Genomic DNA, 17,954 nt, shown 5'->3' on the forward strand with positions numbered 1-17,954 from the left:
GAACAAAGCAGTTGCAACCAGGCTATACAACCTGCGGCGTCACGGTACGGCCGGTACGAACGGGCGGGTCGCGGTCAGCCGGGCACCGCAGCCTTCTCCACGAAGGGAACGAGCAGGTCGGCGAGGTCGGCGGCGACGTCGTTGCCCGAGACCGGCGGCATCGAGATGAAGCTCAGCGCGACCCGCACGATCGCGCGGGCCAGGATGCCGGCGTCGGTGCCGGACGCCGACACCCAGCTGTGCTCGAAGGTGTCGGCGAGCCGGACCGAGCCCCGCTCGAGGATCGGCGCGACATCGGTGGTGATCAGGCGCAGCAGATCGGGTTTGGCCTCGCCGTGGAGCAGCGACCGCACCAGCGGATCGGCCGCCGACGCCGTGAAGAACGACGTGAATCCTCCGACGAGGGCCGCACGCGCGTCGCCGACGTGCGCGTATACCGAGTCGGCCACGGCGTCGACGAATTCGTCGACCAGGCGCAGCGCGTAGCCCTGGGCAAGCCCCTGCCGCGACGAGAACTCCTTGTACAACGTCTGCCGGCTGATTCCCGCGGCGCGCGCGACGTCGCTCATGGTGACGGCCGACCAGTCGCGCTCGAGGAGCAGGTCCCGCATCGCGTCGAGAATCGTCGAGCGCAGGAGCACCCGGCTCGCCTCGTGGAACAGCACCCGCGCGGACGACGCACCGGCGGTGTCACCCGGCGAGGTGGTCACACCGTTGCCGTTCGGCGACACACCCCTGCCGTCGCTGCCGCCGCTACCCGGTTGCGCACTCGCCATGGCCGTGACGCTCTCACGGCTCCGCGTGCGCGTCAAAGCCGAACGAGATGTCCTGTCGACGGCTGTTCACCGCCGGACGATCTCGATCATCTCGAAGTCGGCCTTGGCCGCACCGCAGTCCGGGCACGACCAGTCGTCGTCGATGTCCTCCCAGCGCGTCCCCGGCTCGATCCCCTCGTCGGGCCAGCCGAGCTTCTCGTCGTACTCGAAGCCGCAGACCAGGCAGCGGAACAGCCGGAATTCGGTGCTCATCGCGCATACTCCTCGAAATCGATCTTCTCCCGGACCCCGCAGTCGGGGCAGCACCAGTCGTCGGGAAGGGCATCCCATGCGGTGCCGGCGGGAAATCCTTCGCGCGGGGCACCGAGCGCTTCGTCGTAGACGAAGTCGCACACCGGGCAGCGGTACGCAGTCATCTGGGGATCAGTTCCCTTCCTGGGCAGCGGCGCCGTAGCGGGCGAGGATCGCTTCGCGCTTGCTCGGCTGGATGTTGACCCGCGTGATGTCGCCGTCGTAGTGATCGAGCACCCGGGGGTCCATGACCTTGCGCCACAGCGGCGGGATGTAGGCGAGCCCGATCATCGTGGCGTACCCGGCGGGCAGATTCGGCGACATCTCCATGCTCCGCAGCGTCTGGTAGCGGCGGGTCGGGTTGGCGTGATGGTCGCTGTGCCGCTGCAGGTGGTAGAGGAAGATGTTGGTCACGAGGTGATCGCTGTTCCAGCTGTGGGCGGGACTGCACCGTTCGTACCGGCCGTTGGCGGTGCGCTGCCGGAGCAGACCGTAGTGCTCGAGGTAGTTGACCGCTTCGAGCAGCGCGAAGCCGAAGACCGCCTGGATCACCAGATAGGGCGCGATCCCGATCCCGAAGACTGCGATGAGGCCGCCGAAGAGCACAGCCGAGAGTGCCCACGCGCTGAGCACGTCGTTGCGCAGGCTCCACACGGGCTTGCCGAGCCGCTCGAGGCGGGCCCGCTCGAGCCGCCACGCGGAGCGCACGCTGCCGATGACCGTGCGCGGCAGGAACGCCCAGAAGCTCTCGCCGAAGCGAGCGGAGGCCGGGTCCTCCGGTGTCGCGACGCGGACGTGGTGTCCCCTGTTGTGCTCGATGTAGAAGTGGCCGTAGAACGATTGTGCGAGGGCGATCCTGGACAGTCGCCGTTCCAGCTCGACCTTCTTGTGGCCCAGTTCGTGCGCGGTGTTGATACCGATACCGGCGACGACACCGACGGAGAGCGCCAGGCCGATCTTCGACGCGATACCGAGGCCGCCGTCGATGCCGAGCCACGACAGGTTGTCGGCCGACCAGAGGTAGCAGGCGAACACGAGGCTGGCGAACTGGAACGGCAGGTAGATGTACGTGCAGTACCGGTAGTAGCGGTCGTTCTCGAGCGCTTCGACGAGTTCGTCCGGCGGGTTCTCACCGTCGGGCCCGACGAACAGGTCGAGCGTCGGGACCATCACGTAGACGAGCAGCGGCCCGATCCACCACAGCGCCGGGGTCACCGCCTGCCAGCCCAGTGCGTTTCCGGCCCAGATGAGCGCGGTGGCAAGGAAGAGCGCGGTGGGCGGGACGAGGCCGAGCAGCCACAGTTTCTTCTTGCGGTCACGCCATTGCACATCCGGCATGTCCAGCGGGCTCGCCGCCGAGTCCGTACTCATGTCTGTCTCCTCGTCACCCGTGTGGGTCACCCGGCCGGACATCCCGACGTCGTGACACACATCACTGTGATCTGGACTATAGGACGGATCGCGTCCGAGGTCTAGACATTCTTGAGGATTTGTAAACTGCCACACGCGCAGCGGGGCGGCAGAGGAGCACCGTACAGGGAATGCCCGTCACCGCACGGTGACGGATCGACGGTCGTACCGGAAGAACCGTCAGTCGCGAGACAGTGCCGGGAGTTCACCGAGGCGCGCACGGAACACCTGTGCGCCGTCCGCGCGGCCCCGCACGACCGTCTCCGGGTCGGAATGCGACAGCCACACCGAATCACCCGAGTCCAGGTCCACGGTCGTTCCGGCGCACTCGACGCTCACCGCACCATGGGTGCACAGGAGGATCTGCGGGCCGCCGGGAGCGATCACGACTTCGTCGCCCGGTCCGGGTTCGACGCGAGAGAGCGCGAACTCCGGTGCCGGGGTCCGGTACCGCCACTCGAACGGTCCGATCTGCTCGGCATCGAGAATCGGCACCGCTGCAGAACCGAAATCGAGCACCCGCAGCAGTTCCGGCACGTCCACGTGCTTGGGCGTCAGACCGCCGCGCAGGACGTTGTCCGAGTTCGCCATGATCTCGACGCCCATGCCGTGCAGGTAGGCGTGCAGATTGCCGGCTGCCAGGTAGAGCCCCTCACCGGGCTCGAGGGTGATGCGGTTGAGCAACAGCGACGCCAGGACCCCGGCGTCGCCGGGATAGAACTCGGCGAGTTGCAGCGTGGTCCGTACTTCCTCGACGAACTCCCGCCCGTTCTCCGTTCCCGTGAGGTAGCCGACGCACCCGTCGAGCACACGAGGCAGCAAGGCCAGCAGCGCAGTGGGAGGCAGAGTGATCCACGTGGTGAACAGCGCCCGTAAGCCGTCGGAATCCGGTTGCCCGGCAAGCAGCCCCAGATACGGTTCGAGTTCGGGCACGTGCAGGGCCTCGAGCAGCGCAACGGTGCGATGCGCATCACGGAATCCGGCGAGCGCCTCGAACCGCGTCAACGCGACCACCAGTTCGGGTTTGTGGCTGGCGTCCTTGTAGTTGCGGATGGGCGAATCGATCGGCAATCCCAGTGCGTCCTCGCGGGCAAAACCCTCGGCCGCCTGCCGCGCACTCGGATGCGCCTGCAACGACAACGGTTCCTCCGCTGCGAGAAGCTTGAGCAGGAACGGCAGCCGCGTCCCGAACCGCTCGACAGTGTGCGGACCGAGATGCCCGTGCGGGTCGGCATCGAGGACCTCGAGCAGCGAAAGCTTCTCGTCGGTGGGAAGAATCACCCGCGCCGGGTCCGCGGGATGCGCCCCGAGCCACAGTTCGGCTTCCGGGTGGTCGGACGGCACCTTGCGGCCGCACAGCGTCGCGATCGCGGTGCGCGAGCCCCATGCGTACGACCGCACCGCCCCCTCGAGTGAGTGCACTATCGTCCCCCGGCCAGTCTCAGATAGGCCGCCGCCATGTCGATTCGCACCATCAATACCGCAATCTGCTCGAGCACGGGAGGGACCGTGTCGGATTCGAATTCCCCTACCACCGATACCAGCTCGGCGTCGGGTAGCGCAGCACCGCGGCGCTGCGCCGCGAGCCGGTCGGAATCCGTACTGAACACGAAGACGCGTGCCGGCGCGAGCGGGGCCGGACCGTCCAGTTCTTCGTCGTGGAACAAGGGGTCGTATCGCTCACCGGCGGCCGTGAGGACCTCGATCAGTCGCTCACGAGCGGCCAGCACATCGGGCAGCGCCGCAGCGGACGCGACGACACCCGCACCCTGGAGCAGCGACTCCGACGCGTGTCGTGCCAGCGCGACAGTCACCGGACGGTCCCCCGCGACGATGACCCGCCGCGACTGCATGCGTACCGCGAGGGATTTCGCCGGATTGTGGAACACCTCGTTCGAGGGGTGATCGCGGAGCGCCTCCTGATCGACCGCGTCCGCGAGCCGGGCGAGATCCACCCGGAGGGCGTCCCCCCGCAGCACGTCGCGCATGACCGCGAGGACGGCGTAGAACACAGCGACGTGCCGTGCCAGCGCGTAGCGAGCCGGCACCTGCACGCGCGGAGCCAGGAGCACCGCCCGTCCGGCTGCGACAGCCCGCACGGGGCCTTCGTCGGGGGCGTCGACGATCACTTCGGCGCTGCGCCTCAGGGCCGCATCGATCGATCGTGCGAGTTGCGGATCGCCGGGATCGTTTCCGGCCACCACCACGACGTCCAGCGCACCCACCCACGGCGGTGTCTCCGGGGCGTACACCAACGGGGCAGCGGCGTGCTCGGCGAACAACGACACGACCAGTTCGGCGGCGCGGCTCGACCGTGCGTCGGTGCCGACGAAGACCACGCTGCGCGGTCGCACATCGGCGAGGCCGTCCAGAAGCCGTTCGTCGACGGCGGTGGCGACCGCACGGATCTGCGCTCCGCCGAGAGCGGCGCTGCGCAGGACGCCGTCGACGTCTGCTGCGATCACTCCGTCCACGTCGTCGAAGTCGAACAGCGGCAAGGGTGCCGTCACGACCGCGTCACCTTCCTTCCGCCCGCCCTGGGGCCCCCACCCCGACGCCGAGCACCTCGATTATTCCCCGCGCGACTACCTACGTCACGCGCGCACAACAGCAAGAATCTCCTCGACCAGGGCATCGACCTCGTCCTGGGTCCGCGCCTCCACGTTGAGCCGGAGGAGCGGTTCGGTGTTCGAGGCGCGCAGATTGAACCACGCATGATCCGGAAGGTCCACGGTGACGCCGTCGAGTCGGTCGACAGCGGTGGCGCGGTCGGAGAACGCGGCGATGACGGCCTCGGTGCGGTCGGCCGCATCGGCGACCGTGGAATTGATCTCACCCGATGCCGCGTACCGGTCGTAGGACGACATGAGGTCGGACAGCGTGCCGTCGTGCGCTGCCAGAGCCGCGAGGACGTGCAGCGCTGCGAGCATGCCGGAGTCGGCGCCCCAGAAGTCGCGGAAGTAGTAGTGCGCGGAGTGCTCGCCGCCGAACACCGCGTCGGTCTCGGCCATCTGCTGCTTGATGAACGAGTGCCCCACCCGGGTGCGTAGCGGAACGCCGCCCTGCTCCAGGACGAGTTCGGGCACGACGCGGGAGGTGATCAGGTTGTGGATGATCGTCGCTCCCGGCTCCTTCGCGAGTTCCCGGTCTGCGACGAGGGCGGTGACCGCCGACGGGGTGACGGGTTCGCCGCGCTCGTCGACGACGAAGCACCGGTCCGCGTCGCCGTCGAAGGCAAGGCCCACGTCGGCGCCGGACTCCACGACGAGCCGCTGCAGGTCCACGAGATTGGCGGGATCGAGGGGGTTGGCCTCGTGGTTGGGGAACGTGCCGTCGAGTTCGAAGTACAGCGGCACCAGATCGATGGGCAGCGGACCGAAGACCGCGGGCACCGTGTGCCCGCCCATTCCGTTGCCCGCGTCGGCCGCAACCTTGAGCGGCCGCATCTGCGACAGATCCACCAGCCCGCGGAGGAACGACGCGTAGTCGGCGAGCACGTCGCGCTCGCTCACGACACCGGGCGTTCCGTCGTACTCGGGGACGCCGTCGACGAGTTCGGCGGAGATGATCGCGAGTCCCGTCTCCTGCCCGACCGGCTTCGCGCCCGCGCGGCACAGCTTGATGCCGTTGTAGGCCGCCGGATTGTGGCTCGCGGTGAACATCGCACCGGGCGCGTCGAGCAACCCGGATGCGAAATACAACTGGTCGGTGGAGGCCAGCCCGATCAGCACGACGTCGAGGCCCTGCGCGGTGACCCCGTCGGCGAATGCCTGCGACAGCTTCGGCGACGACTCACGCATGTCGTGCCCGACGACCACACGGTCGGAGGCGCCTTCACTCCGGATCAGACGCGCGAACGAGGCTCCGACCTCGCGGACGAAGTCCTCGTCGATCTGCTCCCCCACGACACCTCGGACGTCGTACGCCTTGATCACGGCTGACACCGACTCGGCAGATCTCGCCACTTGTTCCGCTCCTGCTACTCGACTCGAGCCGCGCCATCCTTCGTGACACGGCCCGTGGTCAGCCTAGTGCGAAGCCGTCAGGACGTGGGGTCGGGAAGGACCCGCAGATGACCGCGGCGTCCTGTACGCCCCGCGGGAGCGACTGCGACGCGCGGCGAACTCTCCGGTTGCGCAGCGTCGGTTTCACCACGGACACGCTCACCGAGTCCGGCTTCCCGCACGGCCTCGGCCAGCGCTGTCAGGTCGTCCTCGTCCGGCGTACCCGACGAGAAAGCACCCTCGTACCGCACCAGTTCCCACCCCTTGGGGGCGGTGATTCGCGAACCGTGCGTTTCGCACAGGTCCCACGAGTGAGGTTCGGCAACGGTGGCCAGTGGACCGACGACAGCGGTGGAATCCGAGTACACGTAGGTCAGCGTCGCAACAGCTGGGTTCTTGCACCCAGGCCGGCAGCATCGACGCAGTGTTCTCACGGGAGGGAGCGTAGCGCGCCGGAGCCCCCGGGACTATTCGGACACACCGTTTCGAGCCCACGGATTTTTCGTGTCGTAGTGTCCACTACATGGCCCGTGCACGTCGTTCCCGCCCGCTCTCGTCCCGATCCGTGACGCGGCGCGGCCGGGGAATTCGGGGGCCGGTGTTTCCGCACGAACTCCCCGTGTGGAAGTCGAGAGCCGAGAAGTTCGACCTTCTGGTGCTGACGGCGTTCGCCCCCATCGACTCGCGCTGGCACGCGCGCCTCACCAAACTCGACATCGCAGTCGACGAAGTGCCCAAGATCCGTGCTCGCGATCCCGATACGGTCAACTGGCCGGACGAGGTGGTTGCGGACGGACCGGTCCCGCTGTCGCGTCTCGTGCCCGCCGGCATCGATCGCCGAGGTGCCGCCACCCGCGCTCGCATCGTGCTCTTCCGCCGGCCGCTCGAACTCCGCGCGAAAGACCCGGAGGATCTTGCCGATCTGGTCCACGACGTGCTGGTGCACCAGGTCGCCACCTATCTCGGCATCGAACCGGAGGTCGTCGACCCCGGACTCGGAGGATTCGACGAGGAGGAGTGACCTCGGTTCCACCCCGTCGGCGCCGACGAACACGACGGCGACTCGGGAAGACCGACGCAGACAGACGAAAGCCGGGTTGCTCGACCCCCGTCGATCAACCCGGCCTTCGCCACGCGGCTTCCCTGGAATACCGGACCCGGGCCCGAACTCCCCGTACCGGACCCTGCGTCCCGTCAGATGATGCCGCGCTTGAGGCGCCGCCGTTCCCTTTCCGACAGTCCACCCCAGATACCGAACCGCTCGTCGTGAGCGAGGGCGTACTCGAGGCATTCGCCCCGAACTTCACACCCCAGGCAGATGCGCTTGGCCTCCCGTGTGGAACCACCCTTCTCGGGGAAGAATGCTTCCGGGTCGGTCTGCGCACAGAGTGCGCGCTCCTGCCACTGTTCGTCGCCCTCCATGAGGTCGTCGAATCCCGAAACGAGATTCAGGATCGGTGCCCCACTATCCGGCTCGTCACAGACACTCTCGACTGCAGTTCCGATCCGAACGATCTCGAATCCCTCGCGCTCGTCGGCCATAGGTCGCCTCCTCAACTGCAGCGCCGATCTTTGGACCGGGGATCTCCCCCGCGGCCACCCCTCGAACCTTCGTTCGAAAGCGGGTCCCCGCAATCGATCTCGATCCGAAAACTCGGAATGACACGTATGTGATTAGACACGTCGGGCGTGTCGCGGTCAAGCTGTGGGATAACCGTCGCTTACTATCGACGACTTTGCCACTTCCGGTTTCGGACGTCGCTGAACCGGGTACGGCGCGCACCGCCTAGGCTTGCCCCGTGAATGTGACTGTATTGGTCGGGGGTGTCGGTGGGGCGCGTTTTCTCACAGGTCTGCGCCAACTTCTCGGCATCTCGCCCGGCGCCGACACGAATCCGGACGCACCCCACCGGATCACCGCCATCGTCAACGTCGGTGACGACGTGTGGATGCACGGGCTGAGGATCTGCCCCGATCTCGACACCTGCATGTACACCCTCGGCGGCGGAATCGACGAGGAGCGCGGCTGGGGCCGTGTGGACGAAACCTGGAACGCGAAGGAAGAACTCGCCGCGTACGGTGCCGTTCCCGACTGGTTCGGTCTCGGCGACCGCGACATCGCGACCCACCTCATCCGCACCCAGATGCTGCGCACCGGATACCCGCTCTCGGCGGTCACCGAGGCACTGTGCGCCCGGTGGAAGCCCGGCGTCACACTTCTGCCGGTGTCCGACGACCGCAGCGAAACCCACGTGGTCATCACCGATCCCGCCGACGGCCTCCAGCGCGCGATCCACTTCGAAGAGTGGTGGGTCCGCCACCGCGCTCGGGTCCCGACGCACAGTTTCGCGCATATCGGCGCCGACGAGGCGAAGCCCGCCCCCGGAGTCCTCGACGCCATCGAGAACGCCGACGCGGTAGTGCTGGCACCGTCCAACCCCGTGGTGAGCGTCGGTGCGATCCTCGCGATCCCGGGTGTGCGCGGCGCGCTGCGCACGACGAACGCGAAAGTCGTCGGCCTCTCCCCCGTCGTCGGCGGCAAACCGCTGCGCGGCATGGCCGACGCGTGCCTCGACGTCATCGGCGTCGACACCACGGCCGAAGCGGTCGGCCGCTACTACGGCGGCCGCAACGGTACGGGCATCCTCGACGGCTGGCTCGTGCACGACACGGACAGCGCCGACGTTCCGGGCGTGGAGGTCCGCTCCGTCCCCCTGCTCATGACCGACCCCGACGCGACCGCCGATATGGCCCGCGCCGCTCTGGAACTCGCTGGAGTAACCCTGTGATGTCCCCCGACGCCGCGCCCCACGCCTCGGTGCGTGACCACGCCCCCGGCGGGCCCCTCGAAATCCTGCCCGTGCCCGGGCTCCCCGAATTCCGCCCCGGCGACGACCTCGCCGCCGCGATCGCCGCCGCGGCACCCTGGCTGACGACCGGCGACGTCGTCGTCGTCACGAGCAAGGTGATCTCCAAGGTCGAAGGCCGGATCGTCTCCGCGCCCACCGATCCCGACGCCCGCGATGCCCTGCGGCGCCGCCTGGTCGACCAGGAGGCAGTACGTGTGCTCGCCCGCAAGGGCCGAACCCTCATCACCGAGAACCGGCTGGGCATCGTGCAGGCCGCGTCGGGGATCGACGGCTCCAACGTCGACGGCGCCGAACTCGCGCTCCTGCCCGAAGATCCCGACGCGAGCGCGGCCGCGCTGCGCGACCGTCTCTCCGCATTGCTCGGCGTCACCGTCGCGGTCGTGGTCACCGACACCATGGGCCGCGCCTGGCGCAACGGCCAGACCGACGCCGCGATCGGTTCCGCCGGTCTGCCGGTACTGCACGAATACGCCGGCTCGCGCGACGCCCAGGGCAACGAACTGCTCGTGACGGCGGTGGCCGTCGCCGACGAGATCGCCGCGGCAGGCGATCTCGTCAAGGGCAAGCTCGGCGGCGTGCCCGTCGCGGTGGTCCGCGGACTCGATCTGCCCGACGACGGTTCCGACGCACGCGCACTCATCCGCAGCGGCGACGAGGACCTGTTCTGGCTCGGCACCGCCGAAGCCCTCGAACGCGGACGCCGCGAAGCACTGCTGTTGCGTCGCTCGGTGCGCGAATTCGCCTCGGAACCGGTCGATCCCGAGGATCTTCGCGAAGCCGTCGCGGACGCGCTCACCGCACCCGCGCCTCACCACACTCGCCCGGTGCGATTCGTCTGGGTGCGCACCGAGCAGGTCCGGCGACGCCTGCTCGACAGCATGCGTGAGCAGTGGGCCGCCGACCTCGAACGCGACGGTCTCGATCCGGTCGCGATCGAGCGCCGGCTCTCTCGCGGCTCGATCCTCTACGACGCCCCCGAAATCGTCGTTCCCTTCTGGGTTCCGGACGGCGCCCACCACTATCCCGACGCGGAACGCACCGCCGCCGAGGCGACGATGTTCACCGTCGCTGCGGGCGCCGCGGTGCAGGGCCTTCTCGTCGCCCTCGCGACCCGCGGGCTCGGCAGTTGCTGGATCGGTTCGACGATCTTCGCGCCCCAGGTCGTCCGCGACGAACTCGGGCTGCCGGCCGATTGGTCACCGCTCGGGGCTGTCGCCGTGGGATATCCCCTCGACGACCCGTCGCCCCGGGAGCCCGCCGATCCCGGACCCGCCTTCGTGGAGCTGTAGCGATGTCGTCACGTTCCCTGCACCGGTCCGCGGTCGATCGCCTCACCGCGTGGCATCCCGACTCCGCCGACGCGGATTCGTTGCGGCACACGATGCTCGCGTTTCTCGACTCCGCACCGGACGGATGCCTGCGCGCGCACGTGCCCGGGCACATCACCGCGTCGTCGCTGGTACTCGACGCCGACCACCGGAACGTGCTCCTCACACTGCATCCGCGGGTGGGCCGGTGGATCCAGCTCGGGGGGCACTGCGAGGAGTCCGACGAGACGGTGGTCGACGCAGCGCTGCGGGAAGCCACCGAGGAATCCGGGATCGCAGGTCTGACGATCGACCCCGAACTGCTCTCGGCGCACACGCATCCGATCACGTGCTCGCTCGGCGTTCCCACCCGCCACCTGGACCTGCGGTTCCTGGTGACGGCACCCGCCGGCGCCGAACCGGTACGCAGCCACGAGTCGACCGATCTGCGGTGGTGGCCCGTCGACGCACTTCCGCCCCGCGCCGAGCGCGACACGATCGACCACCTCGTGCGGCTCGCGTCCGCGCGACGCTGACGAGCTCGCGGGTCAGACCCCGATCGGGGTGAGCGACGGGTACTTCGGCGTCACGCCGTCACCGGAGGAGAGCCCGCGCAGCCGGCGCCCCACCCAGGGGAGCAGGAATTCGCGCGTCCACCGGCGATCGTCGGCGCGCTGCGCCGCCGGCGTCAGAGGCACCGGCGCATCGAGGCGGACGAGCGGCAGGCTGTGGGAGACGCCGAGGATATCGAGTACCCGGAGCGCCATGTTGTGATGGCCCGCCGGTGACAGATGCAACCGGTCGGGGTCCCACATCCGGAGATCGCGGTATTCGGAGAAGCGCCAGAAGTCGACGATGGTCGCGTCGTGCCGGTCGGCGATCTCCCGGATCAATTCGTTGTACACGGCCCAGCGTCCGCGCAGCGCGCCGAACACCGGCGCCCAGCTGCCGTCGTACGCGGTCCACATCAGCACCCGGGCGCCGGTGGCGGCCAGTCGGCCGATCGCTTCGTCGTAATCGGCGGCGAGATCGTCGAAGTGGACCTTGGGCCGCATCAGGTTGTTACCACCGGCGTAGATGGTGACCAGATCGGGCTTCATCGCCACCGCGGTGTCGACCTGCTCGTCGATGATCGGACGCAGCAACCGCCCCCGGATCGCGAGATTGGCGTAGGCGAAGTCGTCGCTCGCGATCGCAAGCTGCTCCGCAACGAGATCGGCCCAGCCGCGCAACCCGTTGGGCCGGGACGGATCCGGGTCGCCTACACCCTCGGTGAACGAATCACCCAATGCCACATAACGTTCGAATCCCACGTGAAACCTCTCACACATCCGTGCTGAACCGGATGCCCCCGTCCGGGAGTTGCACCCCCGGCCACACCCGCGCACCGCGCAACAATTCACACCGGGCTCCGATGTCGGCGCCGTCGCCGATCACGCCGTCCCGGATCAACGCCCGTGGACCCACGCGCACACCGAATCCGATGATGGTCCGCTCGATCACCGCCCCGGCCTCGATCCGGGCGCCGTCGAAGATCACCGCACCGTCGAGGCGCGCGCCGGCACCGATCTCCGCTCCGCGCCCCACGACCGTGCCGCCGATCAGCAGCGCGCCCGGACCGACCGAGGCACTCGGGTGCACCAGCGACTCGCCGCGGGGCCCGTCCAGCGCGGGCGACGGCGCAATTCCGCGGACCAGGTCGGCGGAACCGCGCACGAAGTCCTCCGGCGTCCCCATGTCGCGCCAGTAGGCGGCATCGACGTGGCCGTAGACGCGTTTGCCCTCGGTGAGCAAGGTCGGGAAGACCTCCCGCTCGACCGACACCGGCCGGCCCTCCGGGATCTGTTCGATGATCTCCCGGCGAAAGACGTAGCAGCCCGCGTTGATCTGGTCGGTCGGCGGATCCTGTGTCTTCTCGAGGAACGCCGTCACCCGTCCGTCGGCGTCTGTCGGCACGCACCCGAAGGCACGCGGATCGCCGACGCGCACCAGATGCATCGTCACGTCCGCTTCGTTGCGCACGTGGGTGTCGAGCACAGCGCCGAGATCGGTGCCTCCGAGCACGTCGCCGTTGAACACCATCACGTGGTCGCCGCGCAGCTTGGGCAGCACGTTGCGGATACCGCCTCCGGTACCGAGAGGCTCGGTTTCGGTCACGTACTCGATCTCGAGGCCGAAGTCCGAGCCGTCGGCGAAGTGCTCCTCGAAGACCTCTGCCTTGAACGACGTGCCGAGCACCACGTGCTTGATCCCCGCCTCGCGGATCCGTGCAAGAAGGTGGACCAGGAACGGCACCCCGGCGGTCGGCAGCATGGGCTTCGGTGCCGACAACGTCAGCGGTCGCAGCCGCGTGCCCTTGCCGCCCACCAGGATCACCGCATCGGTATGCGATGCTGCAGCACTGGTCATGGTCTCCCCTGTTTCGTGTCGTTGCCGGACCGAACGTCCGGCTCGGCGCTTGCCCTGGCGCGCTCACGCACCGCGGCCGCGACCGCAAGCTTCGATCGCACGAGCAGTCCGCCCCGCAGTGCCCATCTCAGCGGCGCCTGCCACCTGTGCGGATGACGGTCGGCCTGGAACCGGTACGCGCTCTCGTGGTGTGCGGGAAGCATGAGTTCGGGATGTCGCCCGGCGGCGTGGCCCTTGGCGTGGGTCACGTGCGCGGACGGAACGAACACGTTGAGCCACCCGGCGCGGCCCAGCCGGTCGCCCAGGTCGACATCTTCCATGTACATGAAGTAGCGCGAGTCGAATCCGCCGATGGCGTCGAATGCGGATCGGCGCAGCAGCAGGCACGATCCGGACAGCCAGCCGACGGACCGTTCGCTGATCTCCTCGTTCTCCTGGCGGTACCGCTGGGTCCACGGATTCGCGGGCCACACCGTTCCGAGGAGCGCGTGCCCGGCACCGGATGCGAGGGTCGGGACCGAACGAGCGGACGGGTAGATGCTTCCGTCGGGCTCGTGGATCAGCGGGCCGAGCGAGCCGGCTCGCGGCCACCGGCCGGCCGCCTCGATCAGCGCGTCGAGCGACCCCGGTTCCCATCGCACGTCCGGGTTGGCGACCACCACGAACTCGACCGACGACTCGATCTCGGCAACGGCACGGTTGACCGCGCCGCCGTAACCGATGTTGCCGCCGGTGCGCAGGAGCTCCACGTTCGGATGCGCGACCGCAGCTGCCTCCGGCGTACCGTCGGTCGACCCGTTGTCGGCCATGATCACCCGCGTCGGGCGCTCGGTCGCTCCGGCGAGCGAAGTCAGAAAGTTCTCGAGGTGCTCGCCGGGCGAGTACGTCACCGTCACCACGGCCAGCGTCGAATCCACGCGGGCAACCATAGCGACCCTCTCGGTGTGCGGTGAAACACAGGCTGCGCACTCGCAGGTCATCTGCGCGTGTCCACCGATCCGATGGCCGCGTGCAGCGCGTCTCGCCACGGTCGCAAGGGCGTGAGACCGGCACGTGCCCACCCCCCGCCGTCGAGCACCGAATACGCCGGGCGCGGGGCGGGCCGCACGAACTCGTCGCTCCCGCACGGCTGCACCCGTACCGGATCTGCGCCGACCTCCGCGAACACGGCCTGCGCGAGGTCGAACCAGGTGGCGTCGCCGCCGTTGGTGGCATGCAGCACGCCGCCGGGCAGATCCGTCCGAGCGGCGAGCTCGAGCAGTCCGTCGGCGAGGTCGTGCGAATAGGTCGGCGATCCACGCTGGTCGTCGACGACCCGCACGGTGTCCCGCTCACGCTCGAGCCGCCGCATGGTGGCCACGAAATCCGTGCCGTCTCCCGTGTACACCCATGCGGTGCGCACGACATGCGCCGACGGCAACGTGCCCAGCACCGCGCGCTCGCCGGCCAGTTTCGTCCGTCCGTACGCGGTGCGCGGGCCGGTCGCGGCGTCCGTGCGGTACGGCTCGGTCGCGTCGCCCGCGAACACGTAATCGGTGGAAACGTGGATCAGGTGGGCACCTTTGTCCGCACAGGTCGCGGCGAGCACCCCGGGCCCCGTTCCGTTGACGGCTGCCGCGCGGGCCTCGTCGCTTTCCGCTGCGTCGACCGCGGTGTACGCGGCGCAATTGATCACCACCGCACCCGGCTCGATGGTCGCGGCGGCGGCTACCGGATCGGTGATGTCCATCTCTGTGGAACCGACGCCTCGAACGGGTATCCCGGATGCGGCAGCCCGGGCGAGGAGCGCGCGGCCCAGCTGTCCGTGGGAACCGGTGACGAGGAGGGTGGACACGCTGTGAAGTCTGGCACGCCGGAGTGGTGCGTGCCCCTGGAGCACCCGCCCCAGTAGCCTTCAGGGGAAGTCCGGACACCCGACATCAGCCTGCCCAGCAGTGCTCGACACGACAGCAGTGCGCGATACAACAGCAGTGCTCGACACGACAGAAGCGATCCACCCGACAGGAGGACCAGGTGCCGCCAGAGCCGCCCCGCCGCCGTACCGGCGGGCGACGCCCGACGGGCGGCCGCCGCTCTCGCGCGGGAGGAACACCGATCGCCGACGGTCCCGGGTCGGCCGCCGCCACGGGCAGACGACCGCGCCGGCCCCGCCGGAGCGACGATCCCGGTCGCCCCGCGGTCGCCGCGGCACCCCGCGTCTTCACCGGACGGCCCTTGCAGATGATCGCGGCGGTCGCCGCGGCTCTCGCACTCGTGGTCACCGGCATCGCCTGGCAGCGCATCGACTCGCTGCGGTCGTCGCTCGCATCGATCGGCGGTCTCGGCCTCGGCGGCGGGGAGGACGGTGCGGTCGACATTCTGCTGGTCGGCACCGACAGCCGCACCGATGCGCACGGCAACCCGCTGTCGCAGCGCGAACTCGACGCGTTGCGCGCCGGCGAAGAGGTCGCCAACAACACCGACACCATCATCATGATCCGGGTGCCGAACGACGGGCGTTCCGCGACCGCGCTGTCCATCCCGCGCGACACCTACGTCGATGTTCCCGGCATCGGCATGTCGAAGATCAACGCCGCCTACGGCGCAACGAAGGAAACGACACGGCTGGAACTGGTGGAGTCCGGCTCCGACGCCGCCGAGGCAGAGACCGAGTCGACGAAGGCGGGCCGGGAAGCGCTCATCGAGTCCGTGGGCGACCTGACCGGCGTCACCGTCGACCATTACGCCGAAGTCGGCTTGCTGGGCTTCGTGCTGTTGACCGACGCGGTGGGCGGTGTGGAGGTGTGCCTCAACGCTCCCGTCGACGAGCCTCTCTCCGGCGCACGGTTCGATGCCGGACAACAGACGCTCGAAGGCCCCGACGCGCTCAGCTTCGTGCGGCAACGACACGGTCTGCCCCGCGGGGATCTCGATCGGATCGTTCGCCAGCAGGTGTTCATGGCGTCGCTCGCGCAGAAGGTGCTCAGCGCCAAGACCCTGAGCAACCCGTCGAAGGTGAATCAGCTCACGGCAGCTGTGCAGCGGTCGGTCGTGCTCGACTCCGATTGGGACATCATGGATCTGGCGACCCAATTGCAAGGCCTCGCCGGAGGCGACGTGACGTTCTCGACGATCCCCGTGGAGGACATCAACGCGATGACCGACTACGGCGAATCCGTGGTGCAGGTCGACCCCGACGAGGTACGAGACTTCGTGGCGGGTCTGGCCGGACGCACCTCCGACGATCGGGCGCCCGACGACGACAGGACCACGTCCGCCACACCGGCACCGGACATCGAGCCGTCGACAGTGACCGTCGACGTCACGAACGCCGGCGACGTGGCCGGCCTCGCGTCGGTGGTCTCGGCCGAGCTCTCGTCCGAGGGGTACGTCGAGGGCGAGGTGGGCAACTACACCGGCTCGGCGGTCTCGTCGTCGACCGTGTACGGCGCCGACGAGGAGTCCGACGAGACGCGCGCGGTGGCCGCTGCGCTCGGAGGGCTCGACACGGCGACGGATCCGACGCTGCCCGAGGGAACGGTGCGAGTGGTGCTCGCCGGTGACTACAGCGGTCCCGGCACCTCGACCTTCGCCGGTTCGGAGTCGACCACCACCTCGAGTTCGTCCGGCCTGACCCCCGCGGACGGCACCGCCACACCTGCCCCGGCCGCGCCTCCGATCGACGCAGGGTCGGAGGGCCCGCGCTGCGTCAACTGACCGCACCGCCGGCCCCGCACCGCCCGCGATCGACACGCGAACCAACCACCGCCCGACGAACGAGGTAGATGTGACCACACTGACCGACACCCTGCTCGAACCGATCCTCACCACCGATCCGGCGGGTCCGCGGATCACCTGGTACGACGACGCGACCGGAGCCCGGATCGAACTGTCGGCGGTCACGCTGGCCAACTGGGCGGCGAAGACGGCGAACCTTCTGCGTGACGAGTTCGGTGTGCTGCCCGGCGCGCAGGTGGCGGTCCTGCTTCCGGCGCACTGGCAGACTGCCGCTGTGCTTCTCGGCACGTGGTGGGCGGGCGCCGAAGTCGTCCTCGAGCCTTCCGACGACGTGGAAGTGGCTCTCGTGACGCCCGATCGTCTCGCCGACGTCGAACAGGTTCCGGAGGTGGGCGCGCTCTCGCTGGACGCCTTCGGTGCGCCCGTCGCCGATCTGCCGCCCGGTGTCACCGACTACGCGACGAACGTCCGGGTGCACGGCGACCAGTTCCGCTCGGCGGGCGACGGTGGCTCGGTGCTCGACGGGCGCTCCGCCGGCGACGTACTCGCCGCCGCGCGCGACGCCGCACAGAGCGCGGGGATCACCGCCGCGGACCGGGTGCTCTCGTCACGGACCTGGGAGACGCCCGACGCGCTGATCGGCGGCCTGCTCGCCGTGCTGACGGCAGGCGCGTCGCTCGTGCAGGTCTCCCGTCCCGACCCGGCCGCCGAGGAACGGCGCGTCGTGAGCGAGAAGGTCACCGTGCGCCTGGACGGGTGATCTTCCGGTAGCCACCGTCCTCCAGCCCTGCTTCGATCTCGAACCGGTTGCGAGAACCTGGATTTCGGATCTCTTCCCACCAATACCGCACGGCGAACCCGAGACCGTATCGTGCCCACTGATCGGCGTGGACGGCCTCGTGACGCAGCAACCGCCGGGTCGGCTGGGCGCGGGTGAGAAACGCGCCGCCGACTGTCGTCCCTCCGCGCGCGAAGCCGCCCCGCATACCGGCGCACACGTAGATGCCGCACTCGTCGTCGAAGGTCACCGCGGCGCCCCACAACCTGGCCCAGAGCAATGCAGCCACGGTGGCGACACGCGCGGACGGCACACCGCGCGATGCGCGGACCGCTCGGCTCGGAACCCTGCGTTCGGGGGGCACGGTTCCGAGCCTAGCGATCCGGCGCCGC

20 protein-coding genes are annotated in these 17,954 nt (G+C 69.1%); 6 read left to right on the forward strand and 14 right to left on the reverse strand.

Features of this window, described 5'->3' with window-relative positions; all coding sequences use genetic code 11:
* Positions 1 to 74: 74 nt before the first annotated feature.
* The 8 genes from ACFWBU_RS04450 to ACFWBU_RS04485 all read right to left on the reverse strand — a co-directional run bounded on the left by ACFWBU_RS04450 (position 75) and on the right by ACFWBU_RS04485 (position 6,915).
* Positions 75 to 776, reverse strand: a complete 702-nt coding sequence (locus ACFWBU_RS04450; protein ID WP_169619799.1) for a TetR family transcriptional regulator — start codon at positions 774 to 776, stop codon at positions 75 to 77.
* A 66-nt stretch (positions 777 to 842) separates the two neighbouring features.
* Positions 843 to 1,028: a rubredoxin gene (locus ACFWBU_RS04455; RefSeq protein WP_169619800.1), complete on the reverse strand. Its 186-nt coding sequence runs from the start codon at positions 1,026 to 1,028 to the stop codon at positions 843 to 845.
* Positions 1,025 to 1,192 carry a rubredoxin gene (locus tag ACFWBU_RS04460; protein ID WP_169619801.1) on the reverse strand — a complete coding sequence of 56 codons (168 nt, stop codon included), beginning with the start codon at positions 1,190 to 1,192 and terminating at the stop codon, positions 1,025 to 1,027. Before ACFWBU_RS04460 ends, ACFWBU_RS04455 begins: the two co-directional genes overlap by 4 nt.
* A 7-nt stretch (positions 1,193 to 1,199) precedes the next feature.
* Positions 1,200 to 2,438 (reverse strand): alkane 1-monooxygenase, encoded by a 1,239-nt coding sequence (locus tag ACFWBU_RS04465; RefSeq protein ID WP_169619802.1) that lies wholly within the window; start codon positions 2,436 to 2,438, stop codon positions 1,200 to 1,202.
* A gap of 219 nt (positions 2,439 to 2,657) precedes the next feature.
* Entirely contained in the window at positions 2,658 to 3,899 is a 1,242-nt protein-coding gene (gene manA, locus ACFWBU_RS04470) for a mannose-6-phosphate isomerase, class I (RefSeq protein WP_169619803.1), read from the reverse strand.
* Positions 3,899 to 4,987, reverse strand: a complete 1,089-nt coding sequence (locus ACFWBU_RS04475) for a tobH protein (protein ID WP_296550428.1) — start codon at positions 4,985 to 4,987, stop codon at positions 3,899 to 3,901. The genes manA and ACFWBU_RS04475 overlap by 1 nt, the downstream gene beginning before the upstream one ends.
* 84 nt (positions 4,988 to 5,071) lie before the next feature.
* On the reverse strand, positions 5,072 to 6,442 hold the full coding sequence (locus ACFWBU_RS04480; RefSeq protein ID WP_378527623.1) for a phosphomannomutase/phosphoglucomutase: 1,371 nt from the start codon (positions 6,440 to 6,442) through the stop codon (positions 5,072 to 5,074).
* 77 nt (positions 6,443 to 6,519) lie between these two features.
* Positions 6,520 to 6,915 (reverse strand): DUF3499 domain-containing protein, encoded by a 396-nt coding sequence (locus ACFWBU_RS04485; RefSeq protein WP_169619806.1) that lies wholly within the window; start codon positions 6,913 to 6,915, stop codon positions 6,520 to 6,522.
* 89 nt (positions 6,916 to 7,004) lie between these two features.
* Here ACFWBU_RS04485 and ACFWBU_RS04490 point away from each other — a divergent pair, with 89 nt between their 5' ends.
* Positions 7,005 to 7,502 (forward strand): metallopeptidase family protein, encoded by a 498-nt coding sequence (locus tag ACFWBU_RS04490; RefSeq protein WP_169619807.1) that lies wholly within the window; start codon positions 7,005 to 7,007, stop codon positions 7,500 to 7,502.
* Between the two features lie 173 nt (positions 7,503 to 7,675).
* Here the strand turns inward: ACFWBU_RS04490 and ACFWBU_RS04495 are convergent, their stop codons facing one another.
* The gene (locus tag ACFWBU_RS04495; RefSeq protein ID WP_169619998.1) at positions 7,676 to 7,903 is read right to left on the reverse strand and encodes a WhiB family transcriptional regulator; all 228 of its coding nucleotides are present in this window, start codon (positions 7,901 to 7,903) and stop codon (positions 7,676 to 7,678) included.
* A gap of 377 nt (positions 7,904 to 8,280) precedes the next feature.
* Here ACFWBU_RS04495 and cofD point away from each other — a divergent pair, with 377 nt between their 5' ends.
* Genes cofD through ACFWBU_RS04510 form a run of 3 tightly spaced genes read left to right on the forward strand, consistent with a single transcriptional unit; the run spans position 8,281 to position 11,194 of the window.
* A complete protein-coding gene (gene cofD / locus ACFWBU_RS04500) occupies positions 8,281 to 9,270 on the forward strand; it encodes a 2-phospho-L-lactate transferase (protein ID WP_378527624.1) in 990 nt (329 codons plus the stop codon).
* Positions 9,270 to 10,640 carry a coenzyme F420-0:L-glutamate ligase gene (locus tag ACFWBU_RS04505; protein WP_296550430.1) on the forward strand — a complete coding sequence of 457 codons (1,371 nt, stop codon included), beginning with the start codon at positions 9,270 to 9,272 and terminating at the stop codon, positions 10,638 to 10,640. Before cofD ends, ACFWBU_RS04505 begins: the two co-directional genes overlap by 1 nt.
* A gap of 2 nt (positions 10,641 to 10,642) precedes the next feature.
* Entirely contained in the window at positions 10,643 to 11,194 is a 552-nt protein-coding gene (locus tag ACFWBU_RS04510) for an NUDIX hydrolase (RefSeq protein ID WP_378527625.1), read from the forward strand.
* Positions 11,195 to 11,206: 12 nt separating this feature from the next.
* On the opposite strand, the gene ACFWBU_RS04515 is transcribed toward ACFWBU_RS04510, so the two are convergent.
* The 4 genes from ACFWBU_RS04515 to rfbD are packed head-to-tail and all read right to left on the reverse strand — an operon-like array spanning position 11,207 to position 14,901.
* Positions 11,207 to 11,971, reverse strand: coding sequence for an SGNH/GDSL hydrolase family protein (locus ACFWBU_RS04515; protein ID WP_378527627.1), 765 nt, complete (start codon positions 11,969 to 11,971; stop codon positions 11,207 to 11,209).
* A gap of 10 nt (positions 11,972 to 11,981) precedes the next feature.
* On the reverse strand, positions 11,982 to 13,067 hold the full coding sequence (locus tag ACFWBU_RS04520) for a sugar phosphate nucleotidyltransferase (protein WP_169619811.1): 1,086 nt from the start codon (positions 13,065 to 13,067) through the stop codon (positions 11,982 to 11,984).
* Positions 13,064 to 13,984 carry a glycosyltransferase family 2 protein gene (locus tag ACFWBU_RS04525; protein WP_378527628.1) on the reverse strand — a complete coding sequence of 307 codons (921 nt, stop codon included), beginning with the start codon at positions 13,982 to 13,984 and terminating at the stop codon, positions 13,064 to 13,066. The genes ACFWBU_RS04520 and ACFWBU_RS04525 overlap by 4 nt, the downstream gene beginning before the upstream one ends.
* A 59-nt stretch (positions 13,985 to 14,043) precedes the next feature.
* Entirely contained in the window at positions 14,044 to 14,901 is an 858-nt protein-coding gene (rfbD, locus tag ACFWBU_RS04530) for a dTDP-4-dehydrorhamnose reductase (protein ID WP_378527629.1), read from the reverse strand.
* A 386-nt stretch (positions 14,902 to 15,287) separates the two neighbouring features.
* Here rfbD and ACFWBU_RS04535 point away from each other — a divergent pair, with 386 nt between their 5' ends.
* Together ACFWBU_RS04535 and ACFWBU_RS04540 are read left to right on the forward strand one after the other, a co-directional pair.
* Positions 15,288 to 16,763 (forward strand): LCP family protein, encoded by a 1,476-nt coding sequence (locus ACFWBU_RS04535; RefSeq protein WP_378527692.1) that lies wholly within the window; start codon positions 15,288 to 15,290, stop codon positions 16,761 to 16,763.
* Between the two features lie 70 nt (positions 16,764 to 16,833).
* Positions 16,834 to 17,544, forward strand: a complete 711-nt coding sequence (locus ACFWBU_RS04540) for a TIGR03089 family protein (protein WP_378527630.1) — start codon at positions 16,834 to 16,836, stop codon at positions 17,542 to 17,544.
* Here ACFWBU_RS04540 and ACFWBU_RS04545 read toward each other — a convergent pair.
* Positions 17,522 to 17,926, reverse strand: coding sequence for a hypothetical protein (locus ACFWBU_RS04545; RefSeq protein ID WP_169619815.1), 405 nt, complete (start codon positions 17,924 to 17,926; stop codon positions 17,522 to 17,524). The genes ACFWBU_RS04540 and ACFWBU_RS04545 overlap by 23 nt on opposite strands.
* Positions 17,927 to 17,954: the final 28 nt, after the last annotated feature.

The organism is Rhodococcus sp. NPDC060084, from assembly GCF_042730335.1.
GTDB lineage: Bacteria > Actinomycetota > Actinomycetes > Mycobacteriales > Mycobacteriaceae > Rhodococcus.

What these genes read in the sequence shown, in the direction of transcription:
- ACFWBU_RS04490 (WP_169619807.1), top strand. Translation starts at nt 7,005, where the DNA reads ATGGCCCGTGCACGTCGTTCCCGCCCGCTCTCGTCCCGATCCGTGACG.
- ACFWBU_RS04495 (WP_169619998.1), bottom strand. Translation starts at nt 7,903, where the DNA reads ATGGAGGGCGACGAACAGTGGCAGGAGCGCGCACTCTGTGCGCAGACC.
- ACFWBU_RS04455 (WP_169619800.1), bottom strand. Translation starts at nt 1,028, where the DNA reads ATGAGCACCGAATTCCGGCTGTTCCGCTGCCTGGTCTGCGGCTTCGAG.
- ACFWBU_RS04465 (WP_169619802.1), bottom strand. Translation starts at nt 2,438, where the DNA reads ATGAGTACGGACTCGGCGGCGAGCCCGCTGGACATGCCGGATGTGCAA.
- ACFWBU_RS04450 (WP_169619799.1), bottom strand. Translation starts at nt 776, where the DNA reads ATGGCGAGTGCGCAACCGGGTAGCGGCGGCAGCGACGGCAGGGGTGTG.
- ACFWBU_RS04505 (WP_296550430.1), top strand. Translation starts at nt 9,270, where the DNA reads ATGTCCCCCGACGCCGCGCCCCACGCCTCGGTGCGTGACCACGCCCCC.
- ACFWBU_RS04510 (WP_378527625.1), top strand. Translation starts at nt 10,643, where the DNA reads ATGTCGTCACGTTCCCTGCACCGGTCCGCGGTCGATCGCCTCACCGCG.
- ACFWBU_RS04520 (WP_169619811.1), bottom strand. Translation starts at nt 13,067, where the DNA reads ATGACCAGTGCTGCAGCATCGCATACCGATGCGGTGATCCTGGTGGGC.
- ACFWBU_RS04460 (WP_169619801.1), bottom strand. Translation starts at nt 1,192, where the DNA reads ATGACTGCGTACCGCTGCCCGGTGTGCGACTTCGTCTACGACGAAGCG.
- ACFWBU_RS04535 (WP_378527692.1), top strand. Translation starts at nt 15,288, where the DNA reads ATGATCGCGGCGGTCGCCGCGGCTCTCGCACTCGTGGTCACCGGCATC.